The 26,717-nt window shown below is 69.2% G+C and carries 24 protein-coding genes and 3 tRNA genes; 6 read left to right on the top strand and 21 right to left on the bottom strand.

Annotated elements, in window-relative coordinates; genetic code table 11:
- Positions 1-2: 2 nt before the first annotated feature.
- The 19 genes from FK498_RS00440 to FK498_RS00350 form a co-directional block, all read right to left on the bottom strand.
- Entirely contained in the window at positions 3-689 is a 687-nt protein-coding gene (locus FK498_RS00440) for an NADH-quinone oxidoreductase subunit J (protein WP_141850848.1), read from the bottom strand.
- Between the two features lie 11 nt (positions 690-700).
- Positions 701-1,189 carry an NADH-quinone oxidoreductase subunit NuoI gene (gene nuoI, locus FK498_RS00435; protein WP_141850847.1) on the bottom strand — a complete coding sequence of 163 codons (489 nt, stop codon included), beginning with the start codon at positions 1,187-1,189 and terminating at the stop codon, positions 701-703.
- A gap of 95 nt (positions 1,190-1,284) precedes the next feature.
- Positions 1,285-2,304 carry an NADH-quinone oxidoreductase subunit NuoH gene (gene nuoH, locus FK498_RS00430; RefSeq protein ID WP_141850846.1) on the bottom strand — a complete coding sequence of 340 codons (1,020 nt, stop codon included), beginning with the start codon at positions 2,302-2,304 and terminating at the stop codon, positions 1,285-1,287.
- Between the two features lie 5 nt (positions 2,305-2,309).
- Positions 2,310-4,361: an NADH-quinone oxidoreductase subunit NuoG gene (gene nuoG, locus FK498_RS00425; protein WP_141850845.1), complete on the bottom strand. Its 2,052-nt coding sequence runs from the start codon at positions 4,359-4,361 to the stop codon at positions 2,310-2,312.
- Positions 4,362-4,365: 4 nt separating this feature from the next.
- Positions 4,366-5,667 carry an NADH-quinone oxidoreductase subunit NuoF gene (nuoF, locus tag FK498_RS00420; protein ID WP_141850844.1) on the bottom strand — a complete coding sequence of 434 codons (1,302 nt, stop codon included), beginning with the start codon at positions 5,665-5,667 and terminating at the stop codon, positions 4,366-4,368.
- Between the two features lie 5 nt (positions 5,668-5,672).
- Complete coding sequence (locus FK498_RS00415; protein WP_141850843.1) at positions 5,673-6,338, bottom strand: NAD(P)H-dependent oxidoreductase subunit E; 666 nt, start codon at positions 6,336-6,338, stop codon at positions 5,673-5,675.
- A complete protein-coding gene (locus tag FK498_RS00410) occupies positions 6,335-7,483 on the bottom strand; it encodes an NADH-quinone oxidoreductase subunit D (protein WP_237560785.1) in 1,149 nt (382 codons plus the stop codon). Before FK498_RS00410 ends, FK498_RS00415 begins: the two co-directional genes overlap by 4 nt.
- A 34-nt stretch (positions 7,484-7,517) precedes the next feature.
- A complete protein-coding gene (locus tag FK498_RS00405; protein WP_141850842.1) occupies positions 7,518-8,120 on the bottom strand; it encodes an NADH-quinone oxidoreductase subunit C in 603 nt (200 codons plus the stop codon).
- 13 nt (positions 8,121-8,133) lie between these two features.
- Complete coding sequence (locus FK498_RS00400; RefSeq protein ID WP_141850841.1) at positions 8,134-8,682, bottom strand: NADH-quinone oxidoreductase subunit B family protein; 549 nt, start codon at positions 8,680-8,682, stop codon at positions 8,134-8,136.
- Positions 8,683-8,704: 22 nt separating this feature from the next.
- Positions 8,705-9,070 carry an NADH-quinone oxidoreductase subunit A gene (locus FK498_RS00395; RefSeq protein WP_141850840.1) on the bottom strand — a complete coding sequence of 122 codons (366 nt, stop codon included), beginning with the start codon at positions 9,068-9,070 and terminating at the stop codon, positions 8,705-8,707.
- A gap of 143 nt (positions 9,071-9,213) precedes the next feature.
- A tRNA-Asp gene (locus FK498_RS00390) sits at positions 9,214-9,290 on the bottom strand.
- Between the two features lie 63 nt (positions 9,291-9,353).
- A tRNA-Val gene (locus FK498_RS00385) sits at positions 9,354-9,428 on the bottom strand.
- Positions 9,429-9,537: 109 nt separating this feature from the next.
- Complete coding sequence (locus FK498_RS00380; protein WP_141850839.1) at positions 9,538-9,810, bottom strand: HU family DNA-binding protein; 273 nt, start codon at positions 9,808-9,810, stop codon at positions 9,538-9,540.
- 274 nt (positions 9,811-10,084) lie between these two features.
- Positions 10,085-12,511, bottom strand: a complete 2,427-nt coding sequence (gene lon, locus FK498_RS00375) for an endopeptidase La (protein WP_237560784.1) — start codon at positions 12,509-12,511, stop codon at positions 10,085-10,087.
- Between the two features lie 154 nt (positions 12,512-12,665).
- Positions 12,666-13,922, bottom strand: a complete 1,257-nt coding sequence (clpX, locus tag FK498_RS00370) for an ATP-dependent Clp protease ATP-binding subunit ClpX (RefSeq protein ID WP_141850838.1) — start codon at positions 13,920-13,922, stop codon at positions 12,666-12,668.
- Positions 13,923-14,193: 271 nt separating this feature from the next.
- A complete protein-coding gene (clpP, locus tag FK498_RS00365; protein ID WP_141850837.1) occupies positions 14,194-14,826 on the bottom strand; it encodes an ATP-dependent Clp endopeptidase proteolytic subunit ClpP in 633 nt (210 codons plus the stop codon).
- Between the two features lie 137 nt (positions 14,827-14,963).
- The gene (gene tig, locus FK498_RS00360) at positions 14,964-16,292 is read right to left on the bottom strand and encodes a trigger factor (RefSeq protein ID WP_141850836.1); all 1,329 of its coding nucleotides are present in this window, start codon (positions 16,290-16,292) and stop codon (positions 14,964-14,966) included.
- Between the two features lie 46 nt (positions 16,293-16,338).
- Positions 16,339-16,423: transfer RNA gene (locus FK498_RS00355), tRNA-Leu, on the bottom strand.
- 109 nt (positions 16,424-16,532) lie between these two features.
- Positions 16,533-18,695: a malate synthase G gene (locus FK498_RS00350; RefSeq protein WP_141850835.1), complete on the bottom strand. Its 2,163-nt coding sequence runs from the start codon at positions 18,693-18,695 to the stop codon at positions 16,533-16,535.
- Between the two features lie 160 nt (positions 18,696-18,855).
- Between FK498_RS00350 and FK498_RS00345 the strand changes: the two genes are divergently transcribed.
- From FK498_RS00345 to FK498_RS00330, 4 genes are read left to right on the top strand one after another with little or no spacing between them, the layout of a single operon-like run.
- Positions 18,856-20,025 (top strand): Re/Si-specific NAD(P)(+) transhydrogenase subunit alpha, encoded by a 1,170-nt coding sequence (locus FK498_RS00345; protein WP_141850834.1) that lies wholly within the window; start codon positions 18,856-18,858, stop codon positions 20,023-20,025.
- Between the two features lie 16 nt (positions 20,026-20,041).
- Entirely contained in the window at positions 20,042-20,443 is a 402-nt protein-coding gene (locus tag FK498_RS00340) for a proton-translocating transhydrogenase family protein (RefSeq protein WP_141850833.1), read from the top strand.
- Between the two features lie 5 nt (positions 20,444-20,448).
- A complete protein-coding gene (locus tag FK498_RS00335) occupies positions 20,449-21,843 on the top strand; it encodes an NAD(P)(+) transhydrogenase (Re/Si-specific) subunit beta (RefSeq protein WP_141850832.1) in 1,395 nt (464 codons plus the stop codon).
- 10 nt (positions 21,844-21,853) lie between these two features.
- A complete protein-coding gene (locus FK498_RS00330) occupies positions 21,854-22,744 on the top strand; it encodes a pyridoxamine 5'-phosphate oxidase family protein (RefSeq protein WP_237560783.1) in 891 nt (296 codons plus the stop codon).
- Between the two features lie 61 nt (positions 22,745-22,805).
- Here the strand turns inward: FK498_RS00330 and FK498_RS00325 are convergent, their stop codons facing one another.
- On the bottom strand, positions 22,806-23,054 hold the full coding sequence (locus tag FK498_RS00325; RefSeq protein ID WP_255581432.1) for a transglutaminase family protein: 249 nt from the start codon (positions 23,052-23,054) through the stop codon (positions 22,806-22,808).
- Between the two features lie 3 nt (positions 23,055-23,057).
- Complete coding sequence (locus FK498_RS00320; protein WP_141850830.1) at positions 23,058-23,753, bottom strand: helix-turn-helix domain-containing protein; 696 nt, start codon at positions 23,751-23,753, stop codon at positions 23,058-23,060.
- A gap of 188 nt (positions 23,754-23,941) precedes the next feature.
- Here FK498_RS00320 and FK498_RS00315 point away from each other — a divergent pair, with 188 nt between their 5' ends.
- The gene (locus FK498_RS00315; RefSeq protein WP_141850829.1) at positions 23,942-25,309 is read left to right on the top strand and encodes a nitrate/nitrite transporter; all 1,368 of its coding nucleotides are present in this window, start codon (positions 23,942-23,944) and stop codon (positions 25,307-25,309) included.
- 30 nt (positions 25,310-25,339) lie between these two features.
- Entirely contained in the window at positions 25,340-26,698 is a 1,359-nt protein-coding gene (locus FK498_RS00310; RefSeq protein WP_141850828.1) for a nitrate/nitrite transporter, read from the top strand.
- Positions 26,699-26,717: the final 19 nt, after the last annotated feature.

Raw genomic sequence — 26,717 nt, 5'->3', positions numbered from 1 at the left:
GCTCAATGCCCTCCCCCGTGATGGCCGCCATGGCCGTGCTCGACAGGTTCCGGGTCGGGCTTCGGCTCGGGCTTCGGCACCACCGTCAGCCCGGCGCCGGGCGCGACCTTCACCACCGCAAGCGTCGCATCACGCGCGCGGGCAAGCTGCGCACCGACATTCTGGCGCCGCACGCCCGGCCGGTCGCGCAGCGTCAGCACGATCGCGCCGACCATCGCCACCAGCAGCACCAAGCCGGCCGCCTGGAACAGGTAGACGTAGTCGGTGTAGAGCAGGCGCCCGAGCGCCCTGGTGTTGGTCACCGCCTCCGGCACCGGCTCGGCGAGCAGCAGCGGCGCCTGCGGCGAGATCGTCCAGGCCGTGCCGACCAGCAGGAGCTCGACCAGCAGGATGCCGCCGATGACGCCGCCGATCGGCAGGTAGCGCACGAAGCCCTCGCGCAGTTCGGCGAAGTTCACGTCCAGCATCATGACGACGAACAGGAACAGCACCGCGACCGCCCCGACATAGACGATTACCAGGATCAGCGCGAGGAACTCGGCGCCTGCGAGCAGGAACAGCGCCGAGGCGTTGAAGAAGGCGAGGATCAGGAACAGCACCGCGTGCACGGGGTTGCGCGCCACCACGACCATGGTGGCCGAGGCGAGCAGGACCGCGGCGAACAGGTAGAAGGCGAGCGTGGCGATCACGGCCGGTCGCCTCAGCGATAGGGCGCGTCGGCCTGGAGGCGCGCGGCGATCTCGGCCTCCCAGCGGTCGCCGTTCGCGAGCAGCTTCTCCTTGTTGTACATCAGCTCCTCGCGCGTCTCGGCCGAGAACTCGAAGTTCGGCCCCTCGACGATCGCATCCACCGGGCAGGCCTCCTCACAGAGGCCGCAGTAGATGCACTTCGTCATGTCGATGTCGTATCGGGTCGTGCGGCGCGACCCGTCTTCGCGCGGCTCCGCCTCGATGGTGATCGCCTGGGCCGGGCAGATCGCCTCGCAGAGCTTGCAGGCGATGCAGCGCTCCTCGCCGTTCGGGTAGCGGCGCAGCGCATGTTCGCCCTTGAAGCGCGGGCTCAGCGGGCCCTTCTCGTAGGGGTAGTTGATTGTGACCTTGGGCCTGAAGAAGTAGCGCAGCGTGAGCGCCATGCCCGAGACGAGCTCGGAGAGCAGCAGCGAGCGTGCGGTGCGGTCCATGAAGCCCATGTCACGCCTCCGTTGGCAATGCGCGGCGCGGCTCGGTTCCTAGACCCCGCGGCCGCGCACGGCAACCGGTCGTCGTCACGATCGCTCCTCCGTCATCACGCCGGGCTCGGCAGCCAGCCGAACAGCATCAAGGCGCCCGAGGTCAGCGCCACCCAGAGCAGGCTGAGCGGCAGGAACACCTTCCAGCCGAGCCGCATGAGCTGGTCGTAGCGGTAGCGCGGGAAGGTCGCGCGCACCCAGAGGAAGACGAACAGGCAGAGCGCGATCTTGAGCGCGAACCAGATCGGCCCGGGGACCCAGTTGAGCGGCGCGACGTCGAAGGGCGGCAGCCAGCCTCCCAGGAACAGGATCGTCGTCATCGCGCTCATCAGGATCATGTTCGCGTATTCGCCGAGGAAGAAGAGCGCGAACGACATCGAGGAGTACTCGACGAAGAACCCGGCGACGATCTCGCTCTCGCCCTCCGGTAGGTCGAACGGCGCGCGATTCGTCTCGGCGAGTGCCGAGATGAAGAACACGACGAACATCGGAAAGAGCGGGATTAAGAACCAGAGGTCCCGCTGCGCCTCGACCACCCGGCTGAGGTTCAGGCTGCCCACGCAGAGCAGCACGGTGATGATCACGAAGCCGATCGAGACCTCGTAGGAGACCATCTGCGCGGCCGAGCGCAGCGCGCCGAGGAAAGCGTATTTCGAGTTCGACGCCCAGCCGGCGATGATGATTCCGTAGACACCGAGCGACGAGATCGCGAACAGGTAGAGCACACCGACATTGATATCGGCCAGCACCAGCCCGGGCCCGAACGGGATCACCGCCCAGGCGATCAGCGCGAGCCCGAAGGTGAGCATCGGCGCCATGAGGAACAGCAGACGGTTCGATCCCGACGGGATCACCGTCTCCTTCATCATCAGCTTGATCGCGTCCGCGAAGGGCTGGAACAGGCCGAAAGGCCCGACCACGTTCGGCCCCTTCCGCAGCTGCATCGCCGCCAGCACCTTGCGCTCGGCATAGGTCAGATAGGCGACCCCGATCAGCACCGGGATCATGATCGCGAGGATCGCGGCGACGATGAAGACGAACTGTCCGACCGGCGTGGCGAGAAAGTCGGCGATCATCGTCGTCACTCCGCCGCCATCGCCTGGGGCCGGCCGAACAGCGCGCTGCACTCGGCCATGGTCGGCGAGGCGCGGCCGATCGGATCGGTGCGCCAGAAGTCGCGGATCGGCGAGGCGAAGGGCGCCTCGCCCATCGCCGCCGGATCGCCCGAGGGCCCGGCGAGGTCGACGCAGCCGCCGCCGAGGGGATGCGCGAGACGCTCTTCGCGCGCCAGCCGGGCGCGCAGTTCGTCAAGCGTGTCGTAGGGCAGCGTCCGGCCGAGCACCTCGGAGAGCGCGCGGATGATCGCCCAGTCCTCGCGCCCCTCGCCCGGCGGGAATACCGCGCGCTCGGTCCGCTGCACGCGGCCTTCGGTGCTGACGTAGGTCGCGTCCTTCTCGGTATAGGCCGCGCCCGGCAGCAATACGTCCGCGCGCGCGGCCATCGGGCCCCCATGCGTGCCGATGTGGACGACGAAGGCGCGCCCCAGATCGGCCGGGTCGAGCTCGTCGGCGCCGAGCGAGAGCACGACCTCGACCTCGCCCGAGCGCGCGCCGTCGAGGATGCCGTGGAGGTCGCGGCCCTCCGGCCCCGGCAGGAAGCCGATGTCGAGCCCGCCCACGCGCGCCGCGGCCGTGTGCAGCACGTTGAAGCCGTGCCAGTCGGCGGTGAGCGCGCCGACATTGCGCGCGAGCGTCCAGGCGGCGGCAAGCACGGCCGCGCCGTCGGGCCGCGCGAGCGCGCCCTGGCCGAGGATGATCATCGGCCGCTCGGCCGCGCGCAGGATCTCGGCGAACCCGCCGCCACCGAGCAGCGCGTGCAGCGCGGACGGGTCGGTGCCGAGGTGGTCGTAGCGGTAGGTCAGGTCGCGCGCCTCGCCGATCAGCCCGACCGCGAACTTCCCGCCAAGCCAGCGCCGGCGCAGCCGCGCGTTCAGCACCGCAGCCTCCCAGCGCGGGTTGGTGCCGATCAGCAGTGCCGCCCCGGCACGATCGATGCCCGCGATCGTCGAGTTGAAGAGGTAGAAGTCGCGCCGCGCGGCATCGAGCCGCGCGCCGTCCTGGCGGCAGTCGAGATTCGCGCTGCCGAGCGCGGCGAAGAGGTCCTTGACCGCAGCCATCGACTCGAGATCGGCCTGGTCGCCCGCGATCGCGGCGATGCGCTCGCCGGCGAGTCCCCTCAGCCGCGCGGCGATCGCATCGAAGGCCTCGGCCCAGCCCGTCTCGACGAGCCTGCCGTCGCGCCGCACCCAAGGCCGGTCGATGCGCCGGCGCGCAAGCCCGTCGCAGGAGAAGCGCGCCTTGTCGCTGATCCACTCCTCGTTGATGTCGTCGTTCAGTCGCGGCAGGATCCGCAGCACCTGCGGCCCGCGGCTGTCCACGCGGATCCAGGAGCCGAGCGCGTCGGTGACGTCGATGCTGTCGGTCTTCCTGAGCTCCCAGGGCCGCGCGACGAAGGCATAGGGCTTCGAGGTGAGAGCGCCCACCGGGCAGAGATCGATCATGTTGCCGGAGAGCTCGGAGGAGAGCGCCCGCTCGACATAGGTGCCGACCTCCATCGCCTCGCCGCGCCCGGTCGCGCCGAGCTCTGGCACGCCGGCCACTTCGGCGGCGAAGCGGATGCAACGCGTGCAGTGGATGCAGCGCGTCATGATGGTCTTGATGAGCGGACCCAGGTTCTTGTCCGGCACCGCCCGCTTGTTCTCGGCGTAGCGACTGCGGTCGAACCCGTAGGCCACGGCCTGGTCCTGCAGGTCGCACTCGCCGCCCTGGTCGCAGATCGGACAGTCGAGCGGATGGTTGATCAGCAGGAACTCCATCACGCCGCGCCGTGCGGCCTTCACCATCGGCGAGTCGGTGCGGATCACCATGTTGTCCGCGGCGGGGTAGGCACAGGAGGCGATCGGCTTCGGGGCCTTCTCGAGCTCGACCAGGCACATGCGGCAATTGCCGGCGATCGAGAGGCGCTCGTGGTAGCAGAAGCGCGGGATCTCCTTGCCGGCGAGCTCGCAGGCTTGCAGGACGGTGGCGCCGTGCGGGACCTCGACCTCGAGGCCGTCGATCGTGAGCTTGGGCATCGCTCTACTCCGCCGCCATCGGCATCGGCCGCGCACGCCCCGCCTTGGCGGCGCGGATGCGCTCCTCCATCAGCGGGCGGAAGTGTCGGATCAGGCCCTGGATCGGCCAGGCCGCCGCGTCGCCGAGCGCGCAGATCGTGTGGCCCTCGACCTGGCGCGTCACCTGCTCCAGCACATCGATCTCCTCGATCTCCGCACGGCCCCGCACCATCCGCTCCATCACGCGCCACATCCACCCCGTGCCTTCGCGGCACGGCGTGCACTGCCCGCAGGACTCGACCTTGTAGAACTTCGCCAGCCGCGCGATCGCGGCGATCACGTCGGTGGACTTGTCCATCACGATCACCGCGGCGGTGCCGAGGCCGGACTTCACCTCGCGCAGCGAGTCGAAATCCATCAGCACCGTGTCGCAGATCTCCTTCGGCAGGAGCGGCACCGAGGAGCCGCCCGGGATCACCGCGAGGAGGTTGTCCCAGCCGCCGCGCACGCCGCCGGCGTAGCGCTCGATCAGTTCGCGCATCGGGATGCCGAGCGCCTCCTCGACATTGCACGGCTTGTTCACGTGGCCCGAGATGCAGAACACCTTGGTGCCGGTGTTCTTCGGCCTTCCGATCGAGGCGAACCAGGCCGGCCCCCGGCGCAGGATCGTCGGCACCACCGCGATCGACTCGACGTTGTTCACCGTGGTCGGGCAGCCGTAGAGGCCGACGGCCGCGGGAAACGGCGGCTTCAGCCGCGGCATGCCCTTCTTGCCCTCGAGGCTTTCGATGAGCGCCGTCTCCTCGCCGCAGATATAGGCGCCGGCGCCGCGCGTGACGTAGAGGTCGAAGTCGAACCCCGACCCGCATGCGTTCCTGCCGATCAGCCCGGCCTCGTAGGCCTCGTCGATCGCGTGCTGGAGGTGCTTGTACTCCTGGTAGAACTCGCCGCGGATGTAGATGTAGCCGACATGCGCGCCCATGCCGACGCCGGCGAGCAGGCAGCCTTCGATCAGCTTGTGCGGATCGAAGCGCATGATGTCGCGGTCCTTGCAGGTGCCCGGCTCGGACTCGTCGGCGTTGACGACCAGGTAGTGCGGCCGCTCGCCCTGCTGCTTGGGCATGAACGACCACTTGAGACCCGTCGGGAAGCCCGCGCCGCCGCGGCCGCGCAGGCCCGAATCCTTCACCGCCTCGACGATCCAGTCGCGCCCCTTGGCGATCAGCTCCTTCGTGCCGTCCCAGTCGCCCCGCGCGCGCGCGCCGGCGAGCCGCCAGTCATGCTGGCCGTAGAGATTGGTGAAGATGCGGTCCTTGTCCGCAAGCATCGCGCTCACTCCGCCGGGGTCTTCTCGGGCGGCGTCGGGAGGTCGGTCAGCGTGGTCGGCCCGCCCTCGGGGGCCGAGCCCATGCGGCCGATCGCCGAGCCGTAGGGTGGGCGTTCGCCGCGCCTCAGCGCCTCGAGGATCCGTTCCGTTGCCGGCCCGTCCAGGTCCTCGTAGAAACCGTCGCCCACCCACAGCACCGGCGCGTTGACGCAGGCGCCCAGGCACTCGACCTCCTCGACCGAGAACATCCCGTCCGCCGAGATCTCCCCGTCCGGCACGTTGCCGGCGGCCTTGCGGCACGCCGCAAGCACCGCGTCGGAGCCGCGCAGCCAGCACGGTGTCGTCGTGCAGACCTGCAGATGATGGCGGCCGACGGGCCGCGTCTTGAACATCGTGTAGAAGGACGCGACCTCGTAGACGCGGATGCGCGGCATCTCGAGGATGTCAGCCACGTGCTCCATCGCCGCGCGCGGCAGCCAGCGTGCGCCGGTCTCCTCCTCCATCTGGCGCATCGCGAGGTCGAGCAGCGCCTTCACCGCACTCGCCTGGCGACCGGGCGGATACTTCCTGATGTGCTTCTCCGCCTGCTCGCGATAGGCGGGGGTGAAGGCGAAGGTCTCCGGACCGCCCGGATAGGGCCGCGCGGGGCTCCAGCGCGCGGGGCCGCTCATCGGTCGATCTCCCCGAAGACGATGTCGAGCGAGCCGATGATCGCCACCGCGTCGGCCAGCATGTGCCCCTTCGACAGCCGGTCCATCGCCTGCAGATGCGCGAAGCCCGGCGCCCTGATCTTGCAGCGGTACGGCCGGTTCGTGCCGTCCGCCACGAGATAGACGCCGAACTCGCCCTTCGGCGCCTCCACCACGGTGTAGGTCTCGCCCGCCGGCACGTGATAGCCCTCGGTGTAGAGCTTGAAGTGGTGGATCAGCGCCTCCATCGAGCGCTTCATCTCGCTGCGCGAAGGGGGCACGATCTTGTTGTCCTGCACCTTGACCGGCCCGTCCGGCATGCGTGTGAGGCACTGGTCGATGATCTTCAGGCTCTCGCGCATCTCGGCGACGCGGACGAGGTAGCGGTCGTAGCAATCGCCGTTGCGCCCGACGGGAATGTCGAAGTCGAGCTCGGCATAGGTGTCGTAGGGCTGCGCCTTGCGCAGATCCCACGCCGCGCCCGAGGCGCGCAGGCAGGGGCCCGACCAGCCCCAGGCGAGGGCATCCTCGAGCGGCATCACGCCGATATCGACCGTGCGCTGCTTCCAGATCCGGTTCTCGGTCAGGAGCGTCTCGAGATCGTCGATGAACTGCGGGAAGCGCGCCGCCCACTCGGCGATCCGGTCGGTCAGCCCCGCGGGCAGGTCCTTCGCCACGCCGCCCGGGCGGAAGTAGTTGGCGTGCAGCCGGGCCCCCGACGCCGCCTCGTGGAACTCCATGAGCTTCTCGCGCTCCTCGAAGCCCCAGAGCGCGGGCGTGATCGCGCCGACATCGATCGCGTAGGTGGTGAGGTTCAGAAGGTGGTTCAGGATGCGGCTGATCTCGGCGAACAGCACGCGGATGTACTGGCCCCGCTTCGGCACCTCGATGCCGAGGAGCTTCTCCGTCGCGAGCGCGAAGGCGTGCTCCTGCGCCATCGGCGAGACGTAGTCGAGCCGGTCGAAATACGGCACCGCCTGCATGTAGGTCTTGTACTCGATCAGCTTCTCGGTGCCGCGGTGGAGCAGACCGATATGCGGATCGGCGCGTTCGACCACCTCGCCGTCCATCTCGAGCACCAGCCGCAGCACGCCGTGCGCGGCCGGATGCTGGGGCCCGAAATTCATCGTGTGGGTGCGGATCTCCACACCCGCGGGCGTGTCAGCCACGGTGCACCTTCTCGTCGCCAGGCAGCGTCGTCATGCCCTCCCAGGGGGAGAGGAAGTCGAAGTTCCGGAACTCCTGCGTCAGGCGCACCGGCTCATAGACGACGCGCTTCTGCTCCTCGTCGTAGCGCACCTCCACGTGCCCCGTGAGCGGGAAGTCCTTGCGCAGGGGGTGCCCCTCGAAGCCGTAGTCGGTGAGGATACGGCGCAGATCCGGGTTGCCCTCGAACAGGATGCCGAAGAGGTCCCAGGCCTCGCGCTCGAACCAGCCGGCGGCAGGCCAGATCTCCACCACCGACGGCACCGGCGTCGCCTCGTCGGTGGCGACGACGACGCGCAGGCGCCGGTTCGGCACCGGCGCGAGCAGGTTGTAGACGACGTCGAAGCGCTCGGGCCGTTCGGGCCAATCCACCCCGCAGAGATCCATGAGCTGGACGAAGGCAAAGCGCGGATCGTCGCGAAGCCGGCGCATCAGCGGCAGCAGCATCTCGCGACGCGCCTCGAGACGAAGCTCGCCATGCGTCACCGCGCTGCCGATCACGGCATCGGGGCAGGCGGCTGCGATCTGGGCCCCGAGGGCCTCGAGCGGATCAGACACGATCGACGATCCTTCAGCGCCGCAGCACGGTGCCGGTGCGGCGGATCTTCTTCTGCAGCTGCATGATGCCGTAGACGAGCGCCTCGGCCGTCGGCGGGCAGCCCGGCACGTAGACATCGACCGGCACCACGCGGTCGCAGCCGCGCACCACGCTGTAGCTGTAGTGGTAGTAGCCGCCGCCATTGGCGCAGCTGCCCATGCTGATCACCCAGCGCGGCTCGGGCATCTGGTCGTAGACCTTGCGGAGCGCCGGCGCCATCTTGTTGGTCAGCGTGCCGGCGACGATCATCACGTCGGACTGGCGCGGCGAGGCACGCGGGATGATACCGAAACGGTCGAGGTCGTAGCGGCTCATATAGGCGTGGATCATCTCGACCGCGCAGCAGGCGAGCCCGAAGGTCATCGGCCAGAGGCTGCCGGTGCGGGCCCAGTTCACCAGCCTGTCGAGCTGCGCGACCACGAAGCCCTTCTCGGCCATGTGGTCGGTGACCTGCTTCAGCACCGCATCCTGCGCGGGGCCGCGGGCCAGCGCCTCCCTGTTCCAGGCGATCGCGGTGTTCATCGCAAGACCTCCCGTGCGCGGCTCACTCCCATTCCAGCGCGCCCTTCTTCCACTCGTAGATGAACCCGACCGTCAGGACGCCGAGAAAGGCCATCATCGAGGCGAAGCCGAACCAGCCGATCTCCGCCAGCGCCACCGCCCAGGGAAACAGGAACGCCACCTCGAGATCGAAGATGATGAACAGGATCGCGACCAGGTAGAAGCGCACGTCGAACTTGCGCCGCGCGTCGTCGAAGGGGCTGAAGCCGCATTCGTAGGCGGAGAGCTTCTCCGGATCGGGGTTCTGGCGCGCGAGCACCAAGCTCGCGCCGACCATCGCCACGGCGATGGCGGCGGCGATCCCGATGAAGACCAGGATCGGGAAATACTCGGCGAGAAGCGCGTCCATCGGGTGGCCCGTCCTCGTCGGCGGGCGTGCTCCGCACCCGCCGGGTTTCGCTGCGCTGCGACATTAGCCGCGCCCGGCGCGGCTTTCCAGACATTGGCGCGAGGGAAAGCGGACCGTGACAGCGGCAGCGCCGCGACGCCCAGTGGCGCGAGTGACGGGGCTCGAACCCGCGACCTCCGGCGTGACAGGCCGGCGCTCTAACCGACTGAGCTACACCCGCGCGATGGGCCGGGATTAAGAGCGGCCGGGCGTGAAGTCAAGCGGGCCGAGGTGGCTGCGGCGATGGTGGGCGGTGACGGGATCGAACCGCCGACATCCTGCGTGTAAGGCAGGCGCTCTGCCGCTGAGCTAACCGCCCGACGAGGTTCTAGGCGGGCGGCCGAACGGCGGACAAGGGGCCGGATGACGAGAGGGCCGGTCGCGTCGCCGCGGACCGGCCCCCCTGCCGACAGCCTGCGCCGCCTGGGTCAGTTCACCGCGTCCTTGAGACCCTTGCCGGCCTTGAAGCGGACACTGACCGAGGCCGGGATCTTGATCTCCTCGCCCGTGCGGGGATTGCGACCCTTGCCCGCCTTGCGCTTGCTGGTCGAGAAGGTGCCGAAGCCGACCAGGCGGACTTCCTGCTTCTTCTTCAGCGCGCTCTCGATCGCGGCGAAGATCGCATCGAGCACCTCGGCGGCCTTGGCCTTGGAGAGGTCGGTCTTGTCGGCGACATGCGCCACGAGGTCGTTCTTGTTCACGAGTGCTGCCCTCTTGCACGTGTGGGGGGACGGGAACGGACGGGCACAGGACCGGGTCACGAGTCCGGCGCCGTGATCCACTCTAGGCAGCGGATTTCCTCGCCGTCAATGCGAACACGGCTCGAAAGGCGCAGAAAACCGCGGTTTTTCGGCATTCATGCGCGCCGGCCGCGGGTCCGCATGCCACGCCAAGCCGCGACTCCGCGGCCGGCGACGCAAAACGGGCGGCGCATCGCCGCGCCGCCCGTCGAACGGTCCAGCGACTCGGGCCGGCTCAGTGCGCGAGTCGCGTCTCGGCGACCGTCTCCTGCTTCGCGGCCGCAGGCTCGGCCGGCTCCTCCCAGTCGATCGGCTGGGGCAGCCGAACCAGCGCCTCGCGCATCACCTCGTCGACCGAGGCGACCGGGACGATCTTCAGCCCCTTCTTCACGTTCTCGGGGATCTCGGCGAGATCCTTCTCGTTCTCCTTCGGGATCAGCACCGTGGTCAGCCCGCCGCGCAGCGCGGCGAGCAGCTTCTCCTTCAGCCCGCCGATCGGCAGCACGCGGCCGCGCAGGGTGATCTCGCCGGTCATGGCGATCTCGCGCCGCACGGGAATGCCGGTCAGCGCGGAGACGATCGCGGTCGCCATCGCCACACCCGCTGAGGGGCCGTCCTTCGGCGTCGCACCCTCCGGCACGTGCACGTGGATGTCGCGCTTCTCGAAGGTCGGGGGCGTGATCCCGAAGGAGAGCGCACGCGAACGCACATAGCTCATCGCCGCCTGGACGCTCTCCTGCATCACGTCGCCGAGCTTGCCAGTGTGCTTCACGTTGCCCTTGCCGGGCATCAGCACGGCCTCGATCGAGAGAAGCTCGCCGCCCACCTCGGTCCAGGCCAGCCCGGTGACGACACCCACCATGTCCTCGAGCTCGGCCTCGCCGTAGCGGAACTTGCGCACGCCGGCGAACTTCTCGAGGTTCTTGCGGGTGAAGGCGACCTTGCCCTGCTTCTTCTGCACGATCTCGCGCACGGCTTTCCGCGCGAGCCCGGCGAGCTCGCGCTCGAGGTTCCGCACCCCGGCCTCGCGCGTGTAGTAGCGGATCAGGTCCCTGAGCGCGTCGTCGGAGATCGACCATTCGTCGGGCTTCAGTCCGTTCGCCTCCGACACCTTCGGGATCAGGTGGCGCTTGGCGATCTCGACCTTCTCGTCCTCGGTGTAGCCGGGGATGCGGATGATCTCCATCCGGTCGAGCAGCGGCTGCGGCATGCGCAGCGAGTTCGCAGTGGTAACGAACATCACATCCGAGAGATCGTAGTCCACCTCCAGGTAGTGGTCCTGGAAGGTGCTGTTCTGCTCGGGGTCGAGCACCTCGAGCAGGGCCGAGGACGGATCGCCCCGCCAGTCCGCGCCGAGCTTGTCGATCTCGTCGAGCAGGAACAGGGGATTCGAGGACTTCGCCTTCTTCATTCCCTGGATGATCTTGCCCGGCATCGAGCCGATATAGGTGCGCCGGTGGCCCCGGATCTCGGCCTCGTCGCGCACGCCGCCGAGCGACATGCGCACGAAGTTGCGCCCCGTCGCCTTGGCGATCGACTTGCCGAGCGAGGTCTTGCCGACACCCGGCGGACCGACCAGACAGAGGATGGGGCCACGAATCTTCGGGCTCCTCGCCTGCACGGCGAGGTATTCGAGGATCCGCTCCTTCACCTTCTCCAGGCCGTAGTGGTCGTCGTTCAGGATCTTCTCCGCCGCGACCAGATCCGTCTTGACCTTGGTCTTCTTCTTCCAAGGGATCGAGAGCATCCAGTCGAGGTAGTTGCGCACCACCGTCGCCTCGGCGCTCATCGGGCTCATGGTGCGGAGCTTCTTGAGTTCCGCCATGGCCTTCTCGCGCGCCTCCTTGGACAGGCGCGTCTTCTTGATCTTCTCCTCGAGCTCGGCGGCCTCGTCGCGCCCCTCCTCGCCCTCCCCCAGCTCCTTCTGGATCGCCTTGAGCTGCTCGTTCAGATAGTACTCGCGCTGGGTCTTCTCCATCTGGCGCTTCACGCGGTTGCGGATGCGCTTCTCGACCTGAAGGACGCCGATCTCGCTCTCCATGTGCGCGAAGACGCGCTCCAACCGCTCGGCGATCGAGGCGGTCTCGAGCAGTTCCTGCTTCTCGGGGATCTTCAGCGAGAGATGCGAAGCGACCGTATCGGCAAGCTTCGACGGATCCTCGATCTGGTTGATCGAGACCAGCACCTCGGGCGGGATCTTCTTGTTGAGCTTGATGTACTGCTCGAACTGGCCGACCACGGTGCGCGCCAGCGCCTCGAGTTCGCGCGCATCGGCCGCCTGCTCCTCGACCGGCTCGACGAAGGCCTCGAAGAAGGTCTCCGTCTCCTTGAACGCGGCGATGCGGGCGCGCTTGCCGCCCTCGACCAGCACCTTCACCGTGCCGTCGGGCAGCTTGAGCAGCTGCAGCACGGTCGAGACCGTGCCCACGTGGTAGATGTCGTCGACCCCCGGATCGTCCTGGGCGGCGTTCTTCTGCGTGACGAGCAGGATCTGCTTGTCGTCCTTCATCACCGCCTCAAGGGCGCGGACGGACTTGTCGCGCCCGACGAAGAGCGGGACGATCATGTGCGGGAACACGACGATGTCGCGCAGCGGGAGCACCGGCAGCGTATCCGCTGCGACGGGTCCGGTCGGCGCGGGCATCCCTGGTGTGTCTGTCATCGTCTTCGGCTTTCTCCTCAGGCAGCCCGGTCGGCGCGCCTTGCGCCTCGCCGGCCGGGCCCCGGCCATCTCGGGGAAATATGGGCCGCCCGGGTCCCCGAACACCCCCTCGGCGCGGATGGCCGCTGCGCAGGGCGCGCAGGCGGCCGTCAGGTCACGCAGTCGTGCTCTCGCCGCGCCGTTCCGCGTAGATGAACAGCGGGTTGGCCCTGCCCTCGGCCACCTCGCGGTTGATCACGGTCTCCTCCACCCCGTCGAGCCCGGGCAGGTCGAACATGGTGGAGAGCAGGATGCTCTCCATGATCGAGCGCAGGCCGCGCGCGCCGGTCTTGCGCGCGATCGCGCGCGTCGCGACCGCGCGCAGGGCGTCCTCGGTGAAGGTCAGCTTGACCCCCTCCATCTCGAACAGCCGGGCGTACTGCTTGACGAGCGCATTCTTCGGCTTGGTGAGGATGTCGACCAGCGCCTGCTCGTCGAGGTCGTCCAACGTCGCGACCACCGGCAGTCGCCCGATGAACTCCGGGATCAGGCCGAACTTCAGCAGGTCCTCCGGCTCCACCTCGCGCAGCAGCGCGCCGGTGCGGCGCTCGTCCGGGGCACGCACATCGGCGCCGAAGCCGATCGAGGTGCCGCGGCCGCGCGCGGCGATGATCTTCTCCAGCCCCGAGAAGGCGCCGCCGCAGATGAACAGGATGTTCGACGTGTCGACCTGGAGGAACTCCTGCTGGGGGTGCTTGCGCCCGCCCTGGGGCGGGACGGAGGCGATCGTGCCCTCCATGATCTTCAGCAGCGCCTGCTGCACCCCCTCCCCCGAGACGTCGCGCGTGATCGAGGGGTTGTCGGACTTGCGGCTGATCTTGTCGACCTCGTCGATGTAGACGATGCCGCGCTGCGCCCGCTCGACGTTGTAGTCGGCGGCCTGGAGCAGCTTCAGGATGATGTTCTCGACATCCTCGCCCACGTAGCCCGCCTCGGTCAGCGTGGTCGCATCCGCCATGGTGAAGGGCACGTCGAGGATGCGCGCGAGCGTCTGCGCGAGCAGGGTCTTGCCGGACCCGGTGGGCCCGACCAGCAGGATGTTCGACTTGGCGATCTCGACGTCGTTGTTCTTCTGGCCGTGGGCCAGCCTCTTGTAATGGTTGTGGACCGCCACGCTCAGCACACGCTTGGCATGGTCCTGGCCGATCACGTAGTCGTCCAGAACCTTGCAGATCTCGCGCGGGGTTGGGATGCCGTCGCGCGTCTTCACGAGGTGCGTCTTGTGCTCCTCGCGAATGATATCCATGCAGAGTTCGACACATTCATCGCAGATGAACACGGTCGGTCCCGCGATGAGCTTGCGGACCTCGTGCTGCGACTTGCCGCAGAACGAGCAGTACAAGGTGTTCTTCGAGTCGCCCGACTTGCTCATGCTCGCTCCCGACTCTGGGGCGTCCCTCCGCCCGTCGATGTTAGTCTCCGCCCCCCCGCCACACAAGGAAGAGGGGCCCGCGCACGGGGCCGTCGCACCTGCCGGCTTCTCGTGCCCCTCCCCCGCCTGCGGGGAGACGGAGCAGGCTGGGGAAATGGGGGAGAACCTCCGGCGATGGCGGCAACCCCGCCAGCCCGCCGGCAGCACCAACCCTGGCGGCGCCTGTCCGGCGCCGGGCCGCAGCGGCGGGTCCGGCGTGCCGCCGGGACGGCTACTTCGTCTCCGGCGCCGGCCGGTTCTCGACCACCTGGTCGACGATGCCGAAGGCCTTGGCCTCCTCGCCCGACATGAAGCGGTCGCGCTCCAGCGTCCGTTCCACGGTCTCCAGGTCCTGGCCGGTGTGCTTGACATAGATCTGGTTCAGACGCGCGCGCACCGCCAGGATCTCGCGCGCCTGGATCTCGATGTCGGTCGCCTGGCCCTGGGCCCCGCCCGAGGGCTGGTGCACCATGATCCGGCTGTTCGGCAGGGCATAGCGCTTGCCCGGGGCGCCGGCGGCGAGCAGGAGCGAGCCCATCGACGCGGCCTGCCCGATGCAGACCGTCGAGACCGGGCTGCGGATGTACTGCATCGTGTCGTAGATCGCGAGCCCGGCCGTCACCACCCCGCCGGGGGAGTTGATGTAGAAGGCGATGTCCTTGTTCGGGTTCTCGCTCTCCAGGAACAGGAGCTGCGCGCAGAGCAGGCTCGCCACCTGGTCGAATACCGGCCCGGTGAGGAAGATGATCCGCTCCTTGAGCAGGCGCGAGTAGATGTCGAACGCCCGCTCCCCGCGCGCGGTCTGCTCGATCACCATCGGCACCAGCGTGTTGCCGTAGACCTCAAAAGGATCGCGCTCGCGCATCGTCGCCGTCGAACCTCGTCTCTGGTGGGAGGGCCGGCCGAGTCCGGCCCGACGCCCGCTCAGGAATATAGGCCGCCCGGCCGGCGGCGCCAGTCACCCCCCTCCCCGGGGCGGCTCACCCGCCGGGCGGCGCGGGCTCAGGACGCCGCGTCGGGATCGCGCGCGAGTTCCTCCGGGCTGACCAGCCTCTCGCTCACCTTGGCGAGCGCCAGCACGTAGTCGATCACCTTCTCCTCGAAGATCGGGGCGCGGAACCGCTCCACCGCCTGCGGGTTCTGCTGGTAGAATTCCAGCACCTTGCGTTCCTGGCCAGGGTAGCGCTGCGCCTCGGCGATGATCGCGCGGCGGAGTTCCTCCTGCGACACCGTCAGGTTGTTCGCCCGGCCGATCTCGGAGAGGAGCAAGCCGAGCCGCACCCGCCGTTCGGCGATCGCCCGGTACTCGGCCTTCAGCGTCGCCTCGTCCTTGTCCCTGTCGGCCTCGTCCAGCCGGCCCGCCTTCATGTCCTGCTCGATGCGCTGCCAGATCGCGCCGAACTCGGCCTCGACCATGCTCTCGGGTGCGGGGAAGGCCGCCTGCTCGGCAAGCCGGTCGAGCAGCGCGCGCTTCAGCCTGAGCCGCGCGAGCTGGTCGTATTCGCGCTGGATCGCGCCTCGGATCGCCTCGCGCATGGCGTTGAGGTCGGCAAAGCCATGCTTGGTCGCGAGCGCGTCGTCGATCGAGGGCGGCAGGGCCCGGCGTAGCGCCTTCGCGGTCACGGTGAACACGGCCGTCTTGCCCGCGAGATCCTCGGCCGGGTAGCCCTCGGGGAAGGTGACACTGACCTCGCGCGTCTCGCCGGGCGCAAGCCCGACCAGCCCCTCGGTGAAGCCCGGCACGAAGCCGGCGCCGGCGACCTCGACCTCCATGTCGGTCGCCGAGCCGCCGCGGAAGGCGCGGCCGTCGATCCGCCCCGTGAAGTCCACCACCAGCAGGTCGCCCGCGGCCGCCGGACGCGTCTCCTCCACCGGCTCGCTGTTGCGGTGGCGCCGCGCGATCTCCTCGAGCCGCTTCGTCACCTCCTCCTCGGACGGTGCCGCGGTCAGCTTCTCGACCTCGATCGCGGCGAGATCGGGAACCGTGATCTCCGGCAGGAGCTCGACATCGAGGTTGAACTCGAGATCCGCCCCCTCGGACCAGTTGACGATCTCGACCTTGGGCTGCGCCGCCGGACGCAGGCCGCGATCCGTCACGATGCGGCGCGCGGCGTCGTCCAGCGAGCGCTCGAGCACCTCGCCCATCACCGCCTGACCATAGCGCTGCGCGACGATCTTCGGCGGAACCTTGCCGGGGCGGAACCCGGGCAGGCGGAGCTCGCGCCCGATCTCGGCGAGCCGCGCCTCGCGCCGCGCGGCCAGATCGGCTGCCGGAAGCACCACCGCGAAGGCGCGCTTCAGTCCCTCCGAGCTCTTTTCCGTCACCTGCATGGCAATCCGATCCCGATCCCCCAGCCCGGCGAGCTGGCCGCAACGATGGTGCGGGCGGAGGGACTTGAACCCCCACGACTTGCGTCACCGGAACCTAAATCCGGCGCGTCTGCCAGTTCCGCCACGCCCGCCGGGCGGGCGCCCGCCCAAGAGGCGCCGCGTGTAGCGCAGCGGGCGGGACCGGGCAAGGGAGGACGCACCGCCTGACCCGCCGCCAGCTGCGGCGGGAGGACCGGCCGGTCATGCCGACCGCTTCGCCTCCCGGCGCCACCGCGTCAGCAGGAACTCGGTGTAGCCGTTCGGCTGCATCCGGCCCTTGAACACCAGATCGCACGCGGCGCGGAAGGCCGGGCCGTCGAAGCCGGGGGCCATCGGCCGGTACGCCGGATCGCCCTCGTTCTGCCGGTCGACCACCGCGGCCATGCGCTTCAGCGTCTCCAGCACCTGCGCCTCGCTGACCACCCCATGCAGCAGCCAGTTCGCCACGTGCTGGCTCGAGATGCGCAAGGTCGCCCGATCCTCCATCAGCCCGACATCGTTGATGTCCGGCACCTTCGAGCACCCGACCCCCTGGTCGATCCAGCGCACCACGTAGCCCAGGATACCCTGGCAGTTGTTGTCGAGCTCGGCCTGGAGATCGGCGGGGTTCCAGTTCGGCCGGTCCGCCAGAGGGATCGTCAGCAGGTCGGCGAGCTTCGCACGCGGCCCGCCTCGCGCGAGCTCCGCCTGGCGGGCGGCCACGTCCACCTCATGGTAGTGCAGCGCATGCAGGGTCGCCGCCGTGGGCGAGGGCACCCAGGCCGTGCTCGCCCCCGCGCGCGGATGGGCGATCTTCTGCGCCAGCATGTCCGCCATCCGGTCCGGCATCGCCCACATCCCCTTGCCGATCTGCGCATGGCCCGGCAGCCCGCAGGCGAGCCCGACATCGACGTTGTTGTCCTCGTAGGCGGCGATCCAGGGCGTCGACTTCATGTCGTTCTTGCGGATCATCGCGCCCGCCTCGATCGAGGTGTGGATCTCGTCGCCGGTGCGATCGAGGAAGCCGGTGTTGATGAACACCACCCGGTCGCGCGCTTCGGCGATGCAAGCAGCGAGGTTGAGCGTGGTGCGCCGCTCCTCGTCCATGATCCCCATCTTCAGCGTGTAGCGGGCGAGCCCGAGCAGGTCCTCGACGCGCGCGAACAGCGCGTCGGCGAGCGCCACCTCCTCCGGCCCGTGCATCTTCGGCTTGACGATGTAGACCGAGCCCGCGCGGCTGTTGCGCACGCTGCCCAGCCCCTTGAGGTCGTGCAGCGCGATCAGGCTGGTCACGGCGCAGTCGAGGAAGGTCTCGGGGATCTCGGCACCGGCGGCATCCAGCACCGCGTCCGTCATCATGTGGTGGCCGACATTGCGCACCAGCATCAGGCTGCGCCCGGGCAGCGTCACGGTGCCGCCGGAAGGCGCTGTCCACGTCCGGTCGGGGTTCAGCCGACGCTCGACCCTTCGTCCCCCCTTCTCGAACGTCGCGACCAGCCGCCCGGTCATCAGCCCGAGCCAGTTGCGGTACACCTCGACCTTGTCGGCGGCGTCCACGGCCGCGACCGAGTCCTCGCAGTCCTGGATCGTCGTCACCGCGCTCTCGAGCATGACGTCCGCCACACCGGCCGGATCGTCCCTGCCGATCATGTGGCCGCGGTCGATCACGATCTCGATGTGCAGCCCGTGATGCCGCAGCAGCACCGAGGACGGCGCAGCCGCATCGCCCGCGTAGCCGACGCACTGCGAGGGATCGCGCAGCCCCGTCCTCGCCCCGTCCCTGAGCGTCACCGCGAGCGCGCCGTCCGCGATCGCATAGGCCGTCGCGTCCGCGTGGCTGCCCTGGGCGAGCGGGGCCGCCTGATCGAGCACCGCGCGCGCCCTGGCGATGACCTTCGCCCCGCGCGCCGGATCGTAGCCCCTGGCCTTCGGGTCCGGCGGCGCGAGCGCATCCGTGCCGTAGAGCGCATCGTAGAGGCTGCCCCAGCGCGCGTTCGCCGCATTGAGCGCGTAGCGGGCGTTCGACACCGGCACGACGAGCTGCGGCCCGGCGATCCGCGCGATCTCGTCGTCCACCTGCGCCGTGCGCACCTTGAACGGCGGCGGCGGCGGCAGGAGATAGCCGATCTCGCGCAGGAACGCCTCGTAGGCCGCCGGATCGTGCGGCTGGCCCCGTCGCCCCGCGTGCCAGGCGTCGATCCGCGCCTGGAGCGCGTCGCGCTTGGCGAGCAGGGCTGCGTTGCGGGGACCGAGCTCACGCAGGATGGCCGCGAACCCGCTCCAGAACATGGCCGGATCGATGCCGGTGCCGGGGGTGGCCTCCGCGGCGACGAACGCCGCCAGCTCCTTCGCAACCTTCAGCCCGCCGAGCTCGATCCGCTCCATTCCCGCTCCTCCTCATCCTTCGGCCCGGGGTATTTCGCATCCGCGCCCCCTTGTCGAGTATGCGGCTGCTCTTGCCGGACCCGGTTGCGATCGGGCAGGTTCCCATCCGCTTTCCTCGCGGGGCCGCCCTGGCCCCGCGCCAGCAGGACAGGGGTCGGGAATGCGCCTTGCGGTGCTGAAGGAACGCCGGCCGGGCGAGGCCAGGGTGGCGGTCACGCCGGAGACGGTGAAGAAGCTGACCGGGCTCGGGCTGACCGTGGCGGTCGAGACCGGCGCGGGCGAGGGAGCCTCGATACCCGATGCCGAGTTCGCCGCGGCGGGCGCCGAGATCGCCCCCGACCCGGCCGCCGCCCTCGCCGGTGCGGGGATCGTGTTCTGTGTCCGCGCCCCGCTCGGCCCCGGCGAGGGCGATGTCGATCAGCTCTCCGCCATCCCGCACGGCGCGCTGCTGGTCGGCACGCTGAACGTCTGGGAGGACCCGGGCCGGGTGAAGGCGTACGCCGAGCGCGGCATCGACGCCTGCGCGATGGAACTCCTGCCGCGCATCACCCGCGCCCAGAGCATGGACGTGCTGTCCTCGCAGGCCAACCTCGCCGGCTATCGCGCGGTGATCGAGGCGGCGATGGAGTATGGCCGCTCCTTCCCGATGATGATGACGGCGGCCGGCACGGTCGCGCCGGCGAGCGTGTTCGTCATCGGCGCAGGCGTCGCCGGGCTGCAGGCGATCGCCACGGCGCGGCGACTCGGCGCGCGCGTCTCCGCGACCGACGTCCGCCCGGCGGCGAAGGAGGAGATCCGCTCGCTCGGCGCCACCTTCGTCGGCGTCGAGACCGAGGAGACCAGGACCGCGCAAACCGCGGGCGGCTACGCCAAGGAGATGAGCGAGGAGTTCCGCCGCCGCCAAGCCGAGCTGATGGCCGAAACGGTGAAGAAGCAGGACATCCTGATCTGTACCGCGCTGACCATGGGCCGGACGGCGCCGAAGATCATCTCGGCCGAGATGGTCGCCGCGATGAAACCCGGCAGCGTGATCGTCGACATCGCCGCGGATGCCGGCGGCAACTGCGCGCTGACGAAGCCGGGCGAGCGGGTGGTGACGCCGAACGGCGTGAGCATCCTCGGCTGGCGCAACTGGCCCGGGCGCATTCCCGTCGCGGCCTCGGCGCTCTATGCGCGCAACCTTCTCACCTTCCTCACCGCCTTCTGGGACAAGGAGGCGAAGCGGCCGAACCTGAAGCCCGAGGACGAGATCGTCCAGGGCGTGGCACTGACCCGCGGCGGCGCGGTGGTGCACCCGCAATTCGCCGACAAGACGGCCGCGGCGGCGTGACCGAGGGAACCCCAGCATGAGCGACATTGCCCAGAGGGCGGGCGAGATCGCCCGCGAGGCCGCCGCGCTCGCCGAGCGCGCCCAGGCGCTTGCGGCCGAGGCAGCGGCCGCGGTGCAGCCTGCCGCGGCGGCGGCCGAGCCCTTCCTGTTCCTGCTGACGATCTTCCTGCTCGCCTGCTTCGTCGGCTACTACGTCGTCTGGAACGTCACCCCGGCGCTGCATTCGCCGCTGATGGGCGTGACCAACGCCATCTCCTCGGTGATCGTGGTGGGCGGCCTGCTCGCGGTCGGGCTCGCCGAGGACACGGTCGCGCGGGTGTTCGGCTTCCTCGCCGTGCTGCTTGCCTCGGTGAACATCTTCGGCGGCTTCCTGGTGACGCACCGGATGCTGTCGATGTTCCGCAAGAAGGGAAGCTGAGCGCCATGGGTGCCACCGTGACGACGCTCGCCTACCTTGTCGCGTCCGTCTGCTTCATCCTGGCCCTGCGGGGACTGTCCCATCCCGAGACGTCGCGCGCCGGCGTGGTCTACGGCATGGCAGGGATGGCGCTCGCGATCCTCGCCACCCTCGCCCGGCCGGGGATGGGCGGCCATCTCTGGATCCTGATCGCGATCGCGATCGGCGGCGCGATCGGCACGGTCATCGCCCGGCGCATCCAGATGACGGCGCTGCCGCAGCTCGTCGCGGCTTTCCACTCACTGGTCGGCATGGCGGCCGTGTTCGTCGCAGCCGCCGCACTCTACTCGCCGCAATCCTTCGGCATCGGCACGGTGGGCGCGATCAAGACCGCCAGCTTGATCGAGATGAGCCTCGGGCTCGTGATCGGCGCGATCACCTTCTCGGGCTCGGTGATCGCCTTCGCCAAGCTCCAGGGCATCATGTCGGGCGCGCCGATCACCTTCCCGCAGCAGCACCTCCTGAACCTGGTGCTGGCGCTCGTGATCCTGGTGCTGACGGTGATCTTCGTCGCGACCGAGAGCCACGCGCTGTTCTGGCTGCTCGCCATCCTCGCCTTCGCGATCGGCTTCCTGATCATCATCCCGATCGGCGGCGCGGACATGCCGGTGGTGATCTCGATGCTGAACAGCTACTCGGGCTGGGCGGCGGCGGGCATCGGCTTCACGGTCGGCAACCTCATGCTGATCATCGCGGGCGCCCTGGTCGGCGCAGCCGGCGCGATCCTCTCCTACATCATGTGCAAGGGGATGAACCGCAGCATCGTCAACGTGCTGCTCGGCGGCTTCGGCGGCGAGACCGCGGGCGCGGCCGCGGCGGCCGGCGGCGAGCGCAGCGTGCGCGCCGGTGCCGCCGAGGATGCCGCCTTCATCATGAAGAACGCCTCCAAGGTGATCATCGTGCCGGGTTACGGCATGGCGGTGGCGCAGGCGCAGCACACGCTGCGCGAGATGGCGGATCTCCTGAAGAAGGAAGGGGTCGAGGTGAAGTACGCGATCCACCCCGTCGCCGGCCGCATGCCCGGACACATGAACGTGCTGCTCGCCGAGGCGAACGTGCCCTATGACGAGGTGTTCGAGCTCGAGGAGATCAACACCGAGTTCGCCACCGCCGATGTCGCCTACGTGATCGGCGCCAACGACGTGACGAACCCCGCGGCCAAGACCGACCCGAAAAGCCCGATCTACGGCATGCCGATCCTCGAGGTCGACAAGGCCAAGACCGTGCTGTTCGTGAAGCGCTCGATGGGCTCGGGCTATGCGGGCGTGGACAACGAGCTGTTCTTCCGTCCGAACACCATGATGCTGTTCGGGGATGCGAAGAAGATGACCGAGGAGATCGTGCAGGCGCTGGGGCACTGAGAGGATCGCGATGCTGGCGGTCACCCTGACGCCTGCGGCCGATGCCCCGCCCTACCGGCCGGACCCGTCCAGCCGGTTCAGGGTGAGGTTCGACGCCCGGGTCGACTTGACCGATGGCGGCCATGTCGAGGCGAGGGACGTCCTGCTCGATATCCCGGGCGAGACCGTCACGCCGGAACGGCTCGCCGAGATGATCGTCTCGGCGATGAACCTGCTGCGCGCAGGGCCGGTGACGATCAGACGCATGGAGATCGTTCCGCGTGGCGCGCATGATGAGGTGGGCCGGCCAGCCGCCGGACTCGCCACCCCGCGGGAGGTGCGCCGCCATTACGGCGAGGTGCGCAGGCTCGCCGCCGCCAAGTGCATCGATCGGCTCGACGCCTGGGCGCGCCGCTACATCGCGCTCTCGCCGTTCTGCGTCGTCGCCTCGGCGGATGCGCGCGGCTGGTGCGATGCGACCCCGCGCGGCGACGCTCCGGGCTTCGTGCGCGTGCTCGACGACGCCACCCTGGTGATCCCCGACCGGCGCGGCAACAACCGCGTCGATACGCTGCTGAACGTGGTGGAGAACCCGCGGGTCGGCCTGCTGTTCCTGGTTCCCGGCGTGCGCGAGACGCTGCGCGTCAACGGCCGGGCGCGCATCAGCACCGAGCCCGCGCTGCTCGCCGAGATGCCTGCCCAGGGCAAGCTGCCATCCTCGGCGCTCGTCGTCGCGGTCGAGGAGGTGTTCTTCCATTGCGGCAAGGCGCTGATCCGAAGCGAGCTCTGGAACCCCGACCGGCATGTGCCTCGCGGCACGATCCCGCCGATCGGGCGGATCATCGCCGAGCAGCTCGGCGGCATCGACGCCGACGCAGCCGAGGCCGACACGCTGGTCGGCTACCGCGACCGGCTCTACTGATCCCGCGTCAGGCCGGCACCGCCGCCCCGGCTTCGGCCTCGACGCCAACCTCCATGCCCCGCTAGGCCGCCAGATCGCCGGTCCACCAGCCGGCGGCGGGCAGACAGACCTGGCACCACGCATGGGTCGCGCCGCCGCCGATCATCGGGCGGTCGGCATCGACCATCGCCGCGTCGCAGAGATGGCCGGAGACGAAGCGGGCCGCGAAGCCGAGGCTGCGGCAGGCCTCCATCATGAGGAGAGCGAGGTCGCGCGCGTCGGCCCCGGCTGCCGCCCTGGGCGCCGCGACCCGACCGCGCCGGCGGAGAATGCCTCAGCCTCGGGTGTTCGTCATGCCGCCAGCGGCCATCTCGAGCGCGCGGCGCCCGACGACGGTGATCGCGCGCCCCTCGACATGGATCGCGCCAGCCTCCTCCAGCGCCGCAATCGCGCGCGAGAGGCTCTCCGGGCTCATGCCGAGACGGCGGGCGATGATGCGCTTCGGCTCGCCGAGCTGGAGCACCGTGCCCGGACCTGCCCCGAGCTCGCGCAGCAGCCACTGCGCCAGGCGCTGGGGGGCGGCGCGCAGCTTCAGGTCCTTGATCTGCTCGATCAGGAGGCGCCAGTGCCGGGCCTGCATGTCCACCACGGCGCGCGCGAGCGCAGGCTCGTCGTCCAGCGCACGACGGAACGATGCGGCCGGGATCATCATGATGCGCGCCTCCGTGAGCACTACGCCGGAGACGAGATAGGGCAGGGACAGGATCACGGCCGGCACGACGAGCAGCGAGCCCGCGCCGAAAGTCTCGATCACCGCCTCGTGGTCGGTGCCGCCGGAGGCCACGAGGCCGACGCGACCGGACAGAACGAGGTGCACCATCTCCGGCTCGGTTCCCTCCTCGAACAGCACGGCGCGCGGCGGGAGGAGCTGCGCCACGCTGCCCTTCATCAGCCGCGCCATGACCCGCTCGCCGACCGCACGGGCGAGCTCGGTCTCGTGCACCAGGGCCAGTGTGCGATTGATCGCCATGGTTCCCCCGCCATCGATCAAGACACTTGACAAGCGTCAAGTCCAGACTTGAGCGGTGCGATGCAGCACGAAAGAAAGCCGCGCCGCCCGGCCGAGCCTTGACCTAGAGCAACGGCAGCGCCGTCCGATCCCCTCAGCCTGCTCGAGACCCCGCGATGGGAGTGATCCCGGGGCGATGGAGCCGAGCGATGACCGAGACGACCACCCAGGCGCAGCCACGCGACGCCCAGATCGCGCTGTGGATGAGCACCTTCGCCTTCACGGTGTGTTTCGCGGTCTGGACGATCTTCTCCATCATCGGCGTGCAGATCAAACGCGACCTCGGCCTGAACGACACCCAGTTCGGCCTGCTGGTCGGCACGCCGATCCTGACCGGCAGCCTCGTACGGCTGATCCTCGGCATCTGGACCGACCAGTACGGCGGGCGGATCGTCTATGTCGGCGTGATGGTCGCCGCGGCGATCGCAACTTTCCTGCTCACCTTCGCCTACGACTACCCCACTTTCCTCATTGCCGCGCTGGGCGTGGGTGTGGCCGGCGGCTCCTTCGCGGTCGGCATCGCGTATGTGTCGAAATGGTTCCCGAAGGAGAAGCAGGGTACGGCGCTCGGGATCTTCGGGGCCGGCAATGTCGGCGCGGCGGTGACCAAGTTCCTCGCCCCTGTGGTGATGGTGGCGTTCGGCTGGAAGATGGTGGCGCAGCTCTGGGCGCTCGGGCTCCTGGTGACGGCGGCGGTGTTCTGGTTCACCACCAAGGACGACCCGCAGCTCGCCGCGCGGCGTGCCGCGGGCATCAAGCCCGAGCCGCTCTCGGCGATGCTCAAGCCCCTGAAGAAGCTCCAGGTCTGGCGCTTCAGCCTCTACTACTTCTTCGTGTTCGGCGGGTTCGTGGCCCTCGCGCTGTGGCTGCCGCGCTACTACGTCGGCGTCTACGGGCTCGACATCGTCACCGCCGGTCTGCTCGGCGCCGCCTATTCCGTGCCCGGCTCGATCTTTCGCATCCTCGGCGGCACGTTGTCGGACAAGTACGGCGCCCGCGCGGTGATGTACTGGACCTTCATCGGCTCGGTGATCTGCACCTTCTTCCTGAGCTATCCGGCGACCACCTACACGGTCTACGGCATCGAGGGGCCGATCGAGTTCACCCTCGCCATCGGCTTCATCCCGTTCACCGTGCTGACCTTCGCCCTGGGCTTCTTCATGAGCTTGGGCAAGGCGGCGGTCTACAAGCACATCCCCGTCTACTACCCCCACCACGTCGGCAGCGTTGGCGGCGTGGTCGGGCTGATCGGCGGCCTCGGCGGCTTCATCCTGCCGATCATGTTCGGGGCGATGAACGACCTCGTGGGCGTATGGACCTCCTGCTTCATGCTGCTGTTCGCGATCGTCGCGGTCAGCCTGATGTGGATGCACGGCGCGATCCGGCTGATGGAGCGGCGCAAGTTCCCCGCGCTGCGCGGGCCGCAGGACCTGCCTGAGCTTGAGGCGCTGCGGGCGGAGGTCGAGCGGCTGCGGGCGCAGCACCCGCCGCGCGCCGCCGAGCCGGCGAGGGCCTGACCGATGGCATCGCACCCCAAGGAGCCCGCCATGGCCATCCCGCAGGACGTCGCCGCGCCGAGGGCCGGCTCCGGCTGGCTCGCCCGCTGGGAGCCGGAGAACGAGACGTTCTGGGAAGAGACCGGCAAGCGTCTCGCCTGGCGCACGCTGACACTCACGACCGCCAGCCTGATCATGGCCTTCATCACCTGGTTCGTCGTCTCGGCGCTGGTGGTGCGCCTGCCCGCGGTGGGCTTCCAGTTGACGACGGGCCAGCTCTTCTGGCTTGCCGCCATGCCCGGACTTGCCGGCGGCTCGCTTCGCCTCGTGCACATGTTCCTCACCCCGATCTGGGGCACGCGAGCGGTCGTCGGCTGGTCCACCCTCAGCCTGCTCGTCCCGCTGGTCGGCTGGTTCTTCGCGGTGCAGAACCCCGCCACGCCGTTCTGGCTGCTGATGCTGCTCGCGTTTCTCGCCGGGCTGGGTGGAGGCAACTTCTCCTCCTTCATGCCATCGACCAGCCTGTTCTTCCCGAAGCGGCTTCAGGGCACGGCGCTCGCGATCCAGGCCGGTGTGGGCAATTTCGGCGTGTCGGTCGTGCAGTTCGTCACCCCCTGGATCATCGGCTTCGCGCTCCTGGGCACGCTCGGCGGCGATCCGCTGACCTTCACCCGCCCGAATGGCGAAACCAGTCCGATCTGGCTGCAGAACGCCACCGCGATCTACGTGCCGTTCGTCGCCCTGTTCGGGATCCTGTCGCTGGTGATGCTCCGCAGCGTGCCGGTGCGCGCCAATTTCCGCGAGCAGCTGGACATCTTCGGCTCGCCGCACACCTGGACGATGACCAGCCTCTACATCATGACCTTCGGCGGGTTCAGCGGACTTTCGGCGACCTTCCCGCTGCTGATCCGCACCATCTTCAGCGGCCTGCCCGGCGGGCCTGATCCGCTCGCCTGGGCATTCTACGGTCCGCTGGTCGGATCGGTGGTCCGCGTGCTCGCCGGGCCGGTGACCGACAAGTACGGCGGTGCGATCGTGACGCATGTCGCAGGCATCGGCATGACCGCCTGCGCCATCGGGGTGACCTTCTTCACCAGCCGCGACATGGCGAACTTCCCGATCTTCGTGGCGCTGATGCTCGGTCTCTTCTTCTTCGCGGGCATCGGCAACGCCTCGACCTTCAAGCAGATGCCCATGCTGTTCCCGCCGCGTCAGGCGGGCGGCGTGATCGGCTTCACCGCCGCGATCGCCGCCTACGGACCGCTGCTGTTCGGGCTACTGTTCGGCTGGAGCTTCGGCGCGACGCGGAGCCCGAACGCGGTGTTCTACGGCCTGGCCGCGTTCTTCGCGCTCAACGTCGTGTTGAACTGGTGGCTCTACGCCCGCCGCGGCGCGCCCCACCCCTGCTGATCCGGATCATGACGGAGCG

Origin of the sequence: Elioraea sp. Yellowstone (assembly GCF_006704265.1) — a bacterium.
Classification (GTDB): domain Bacteria; phylum Pseudomonadota; class Alphaproteobacteria; order Acetobacterales; family Acetobacteraceae; genus Elioraea.
The sequence above is the reverse complement of the archived record's forward strand: the minus strand, read 5'-3'. Positions and strand labels throughout refer to the sequence as shown.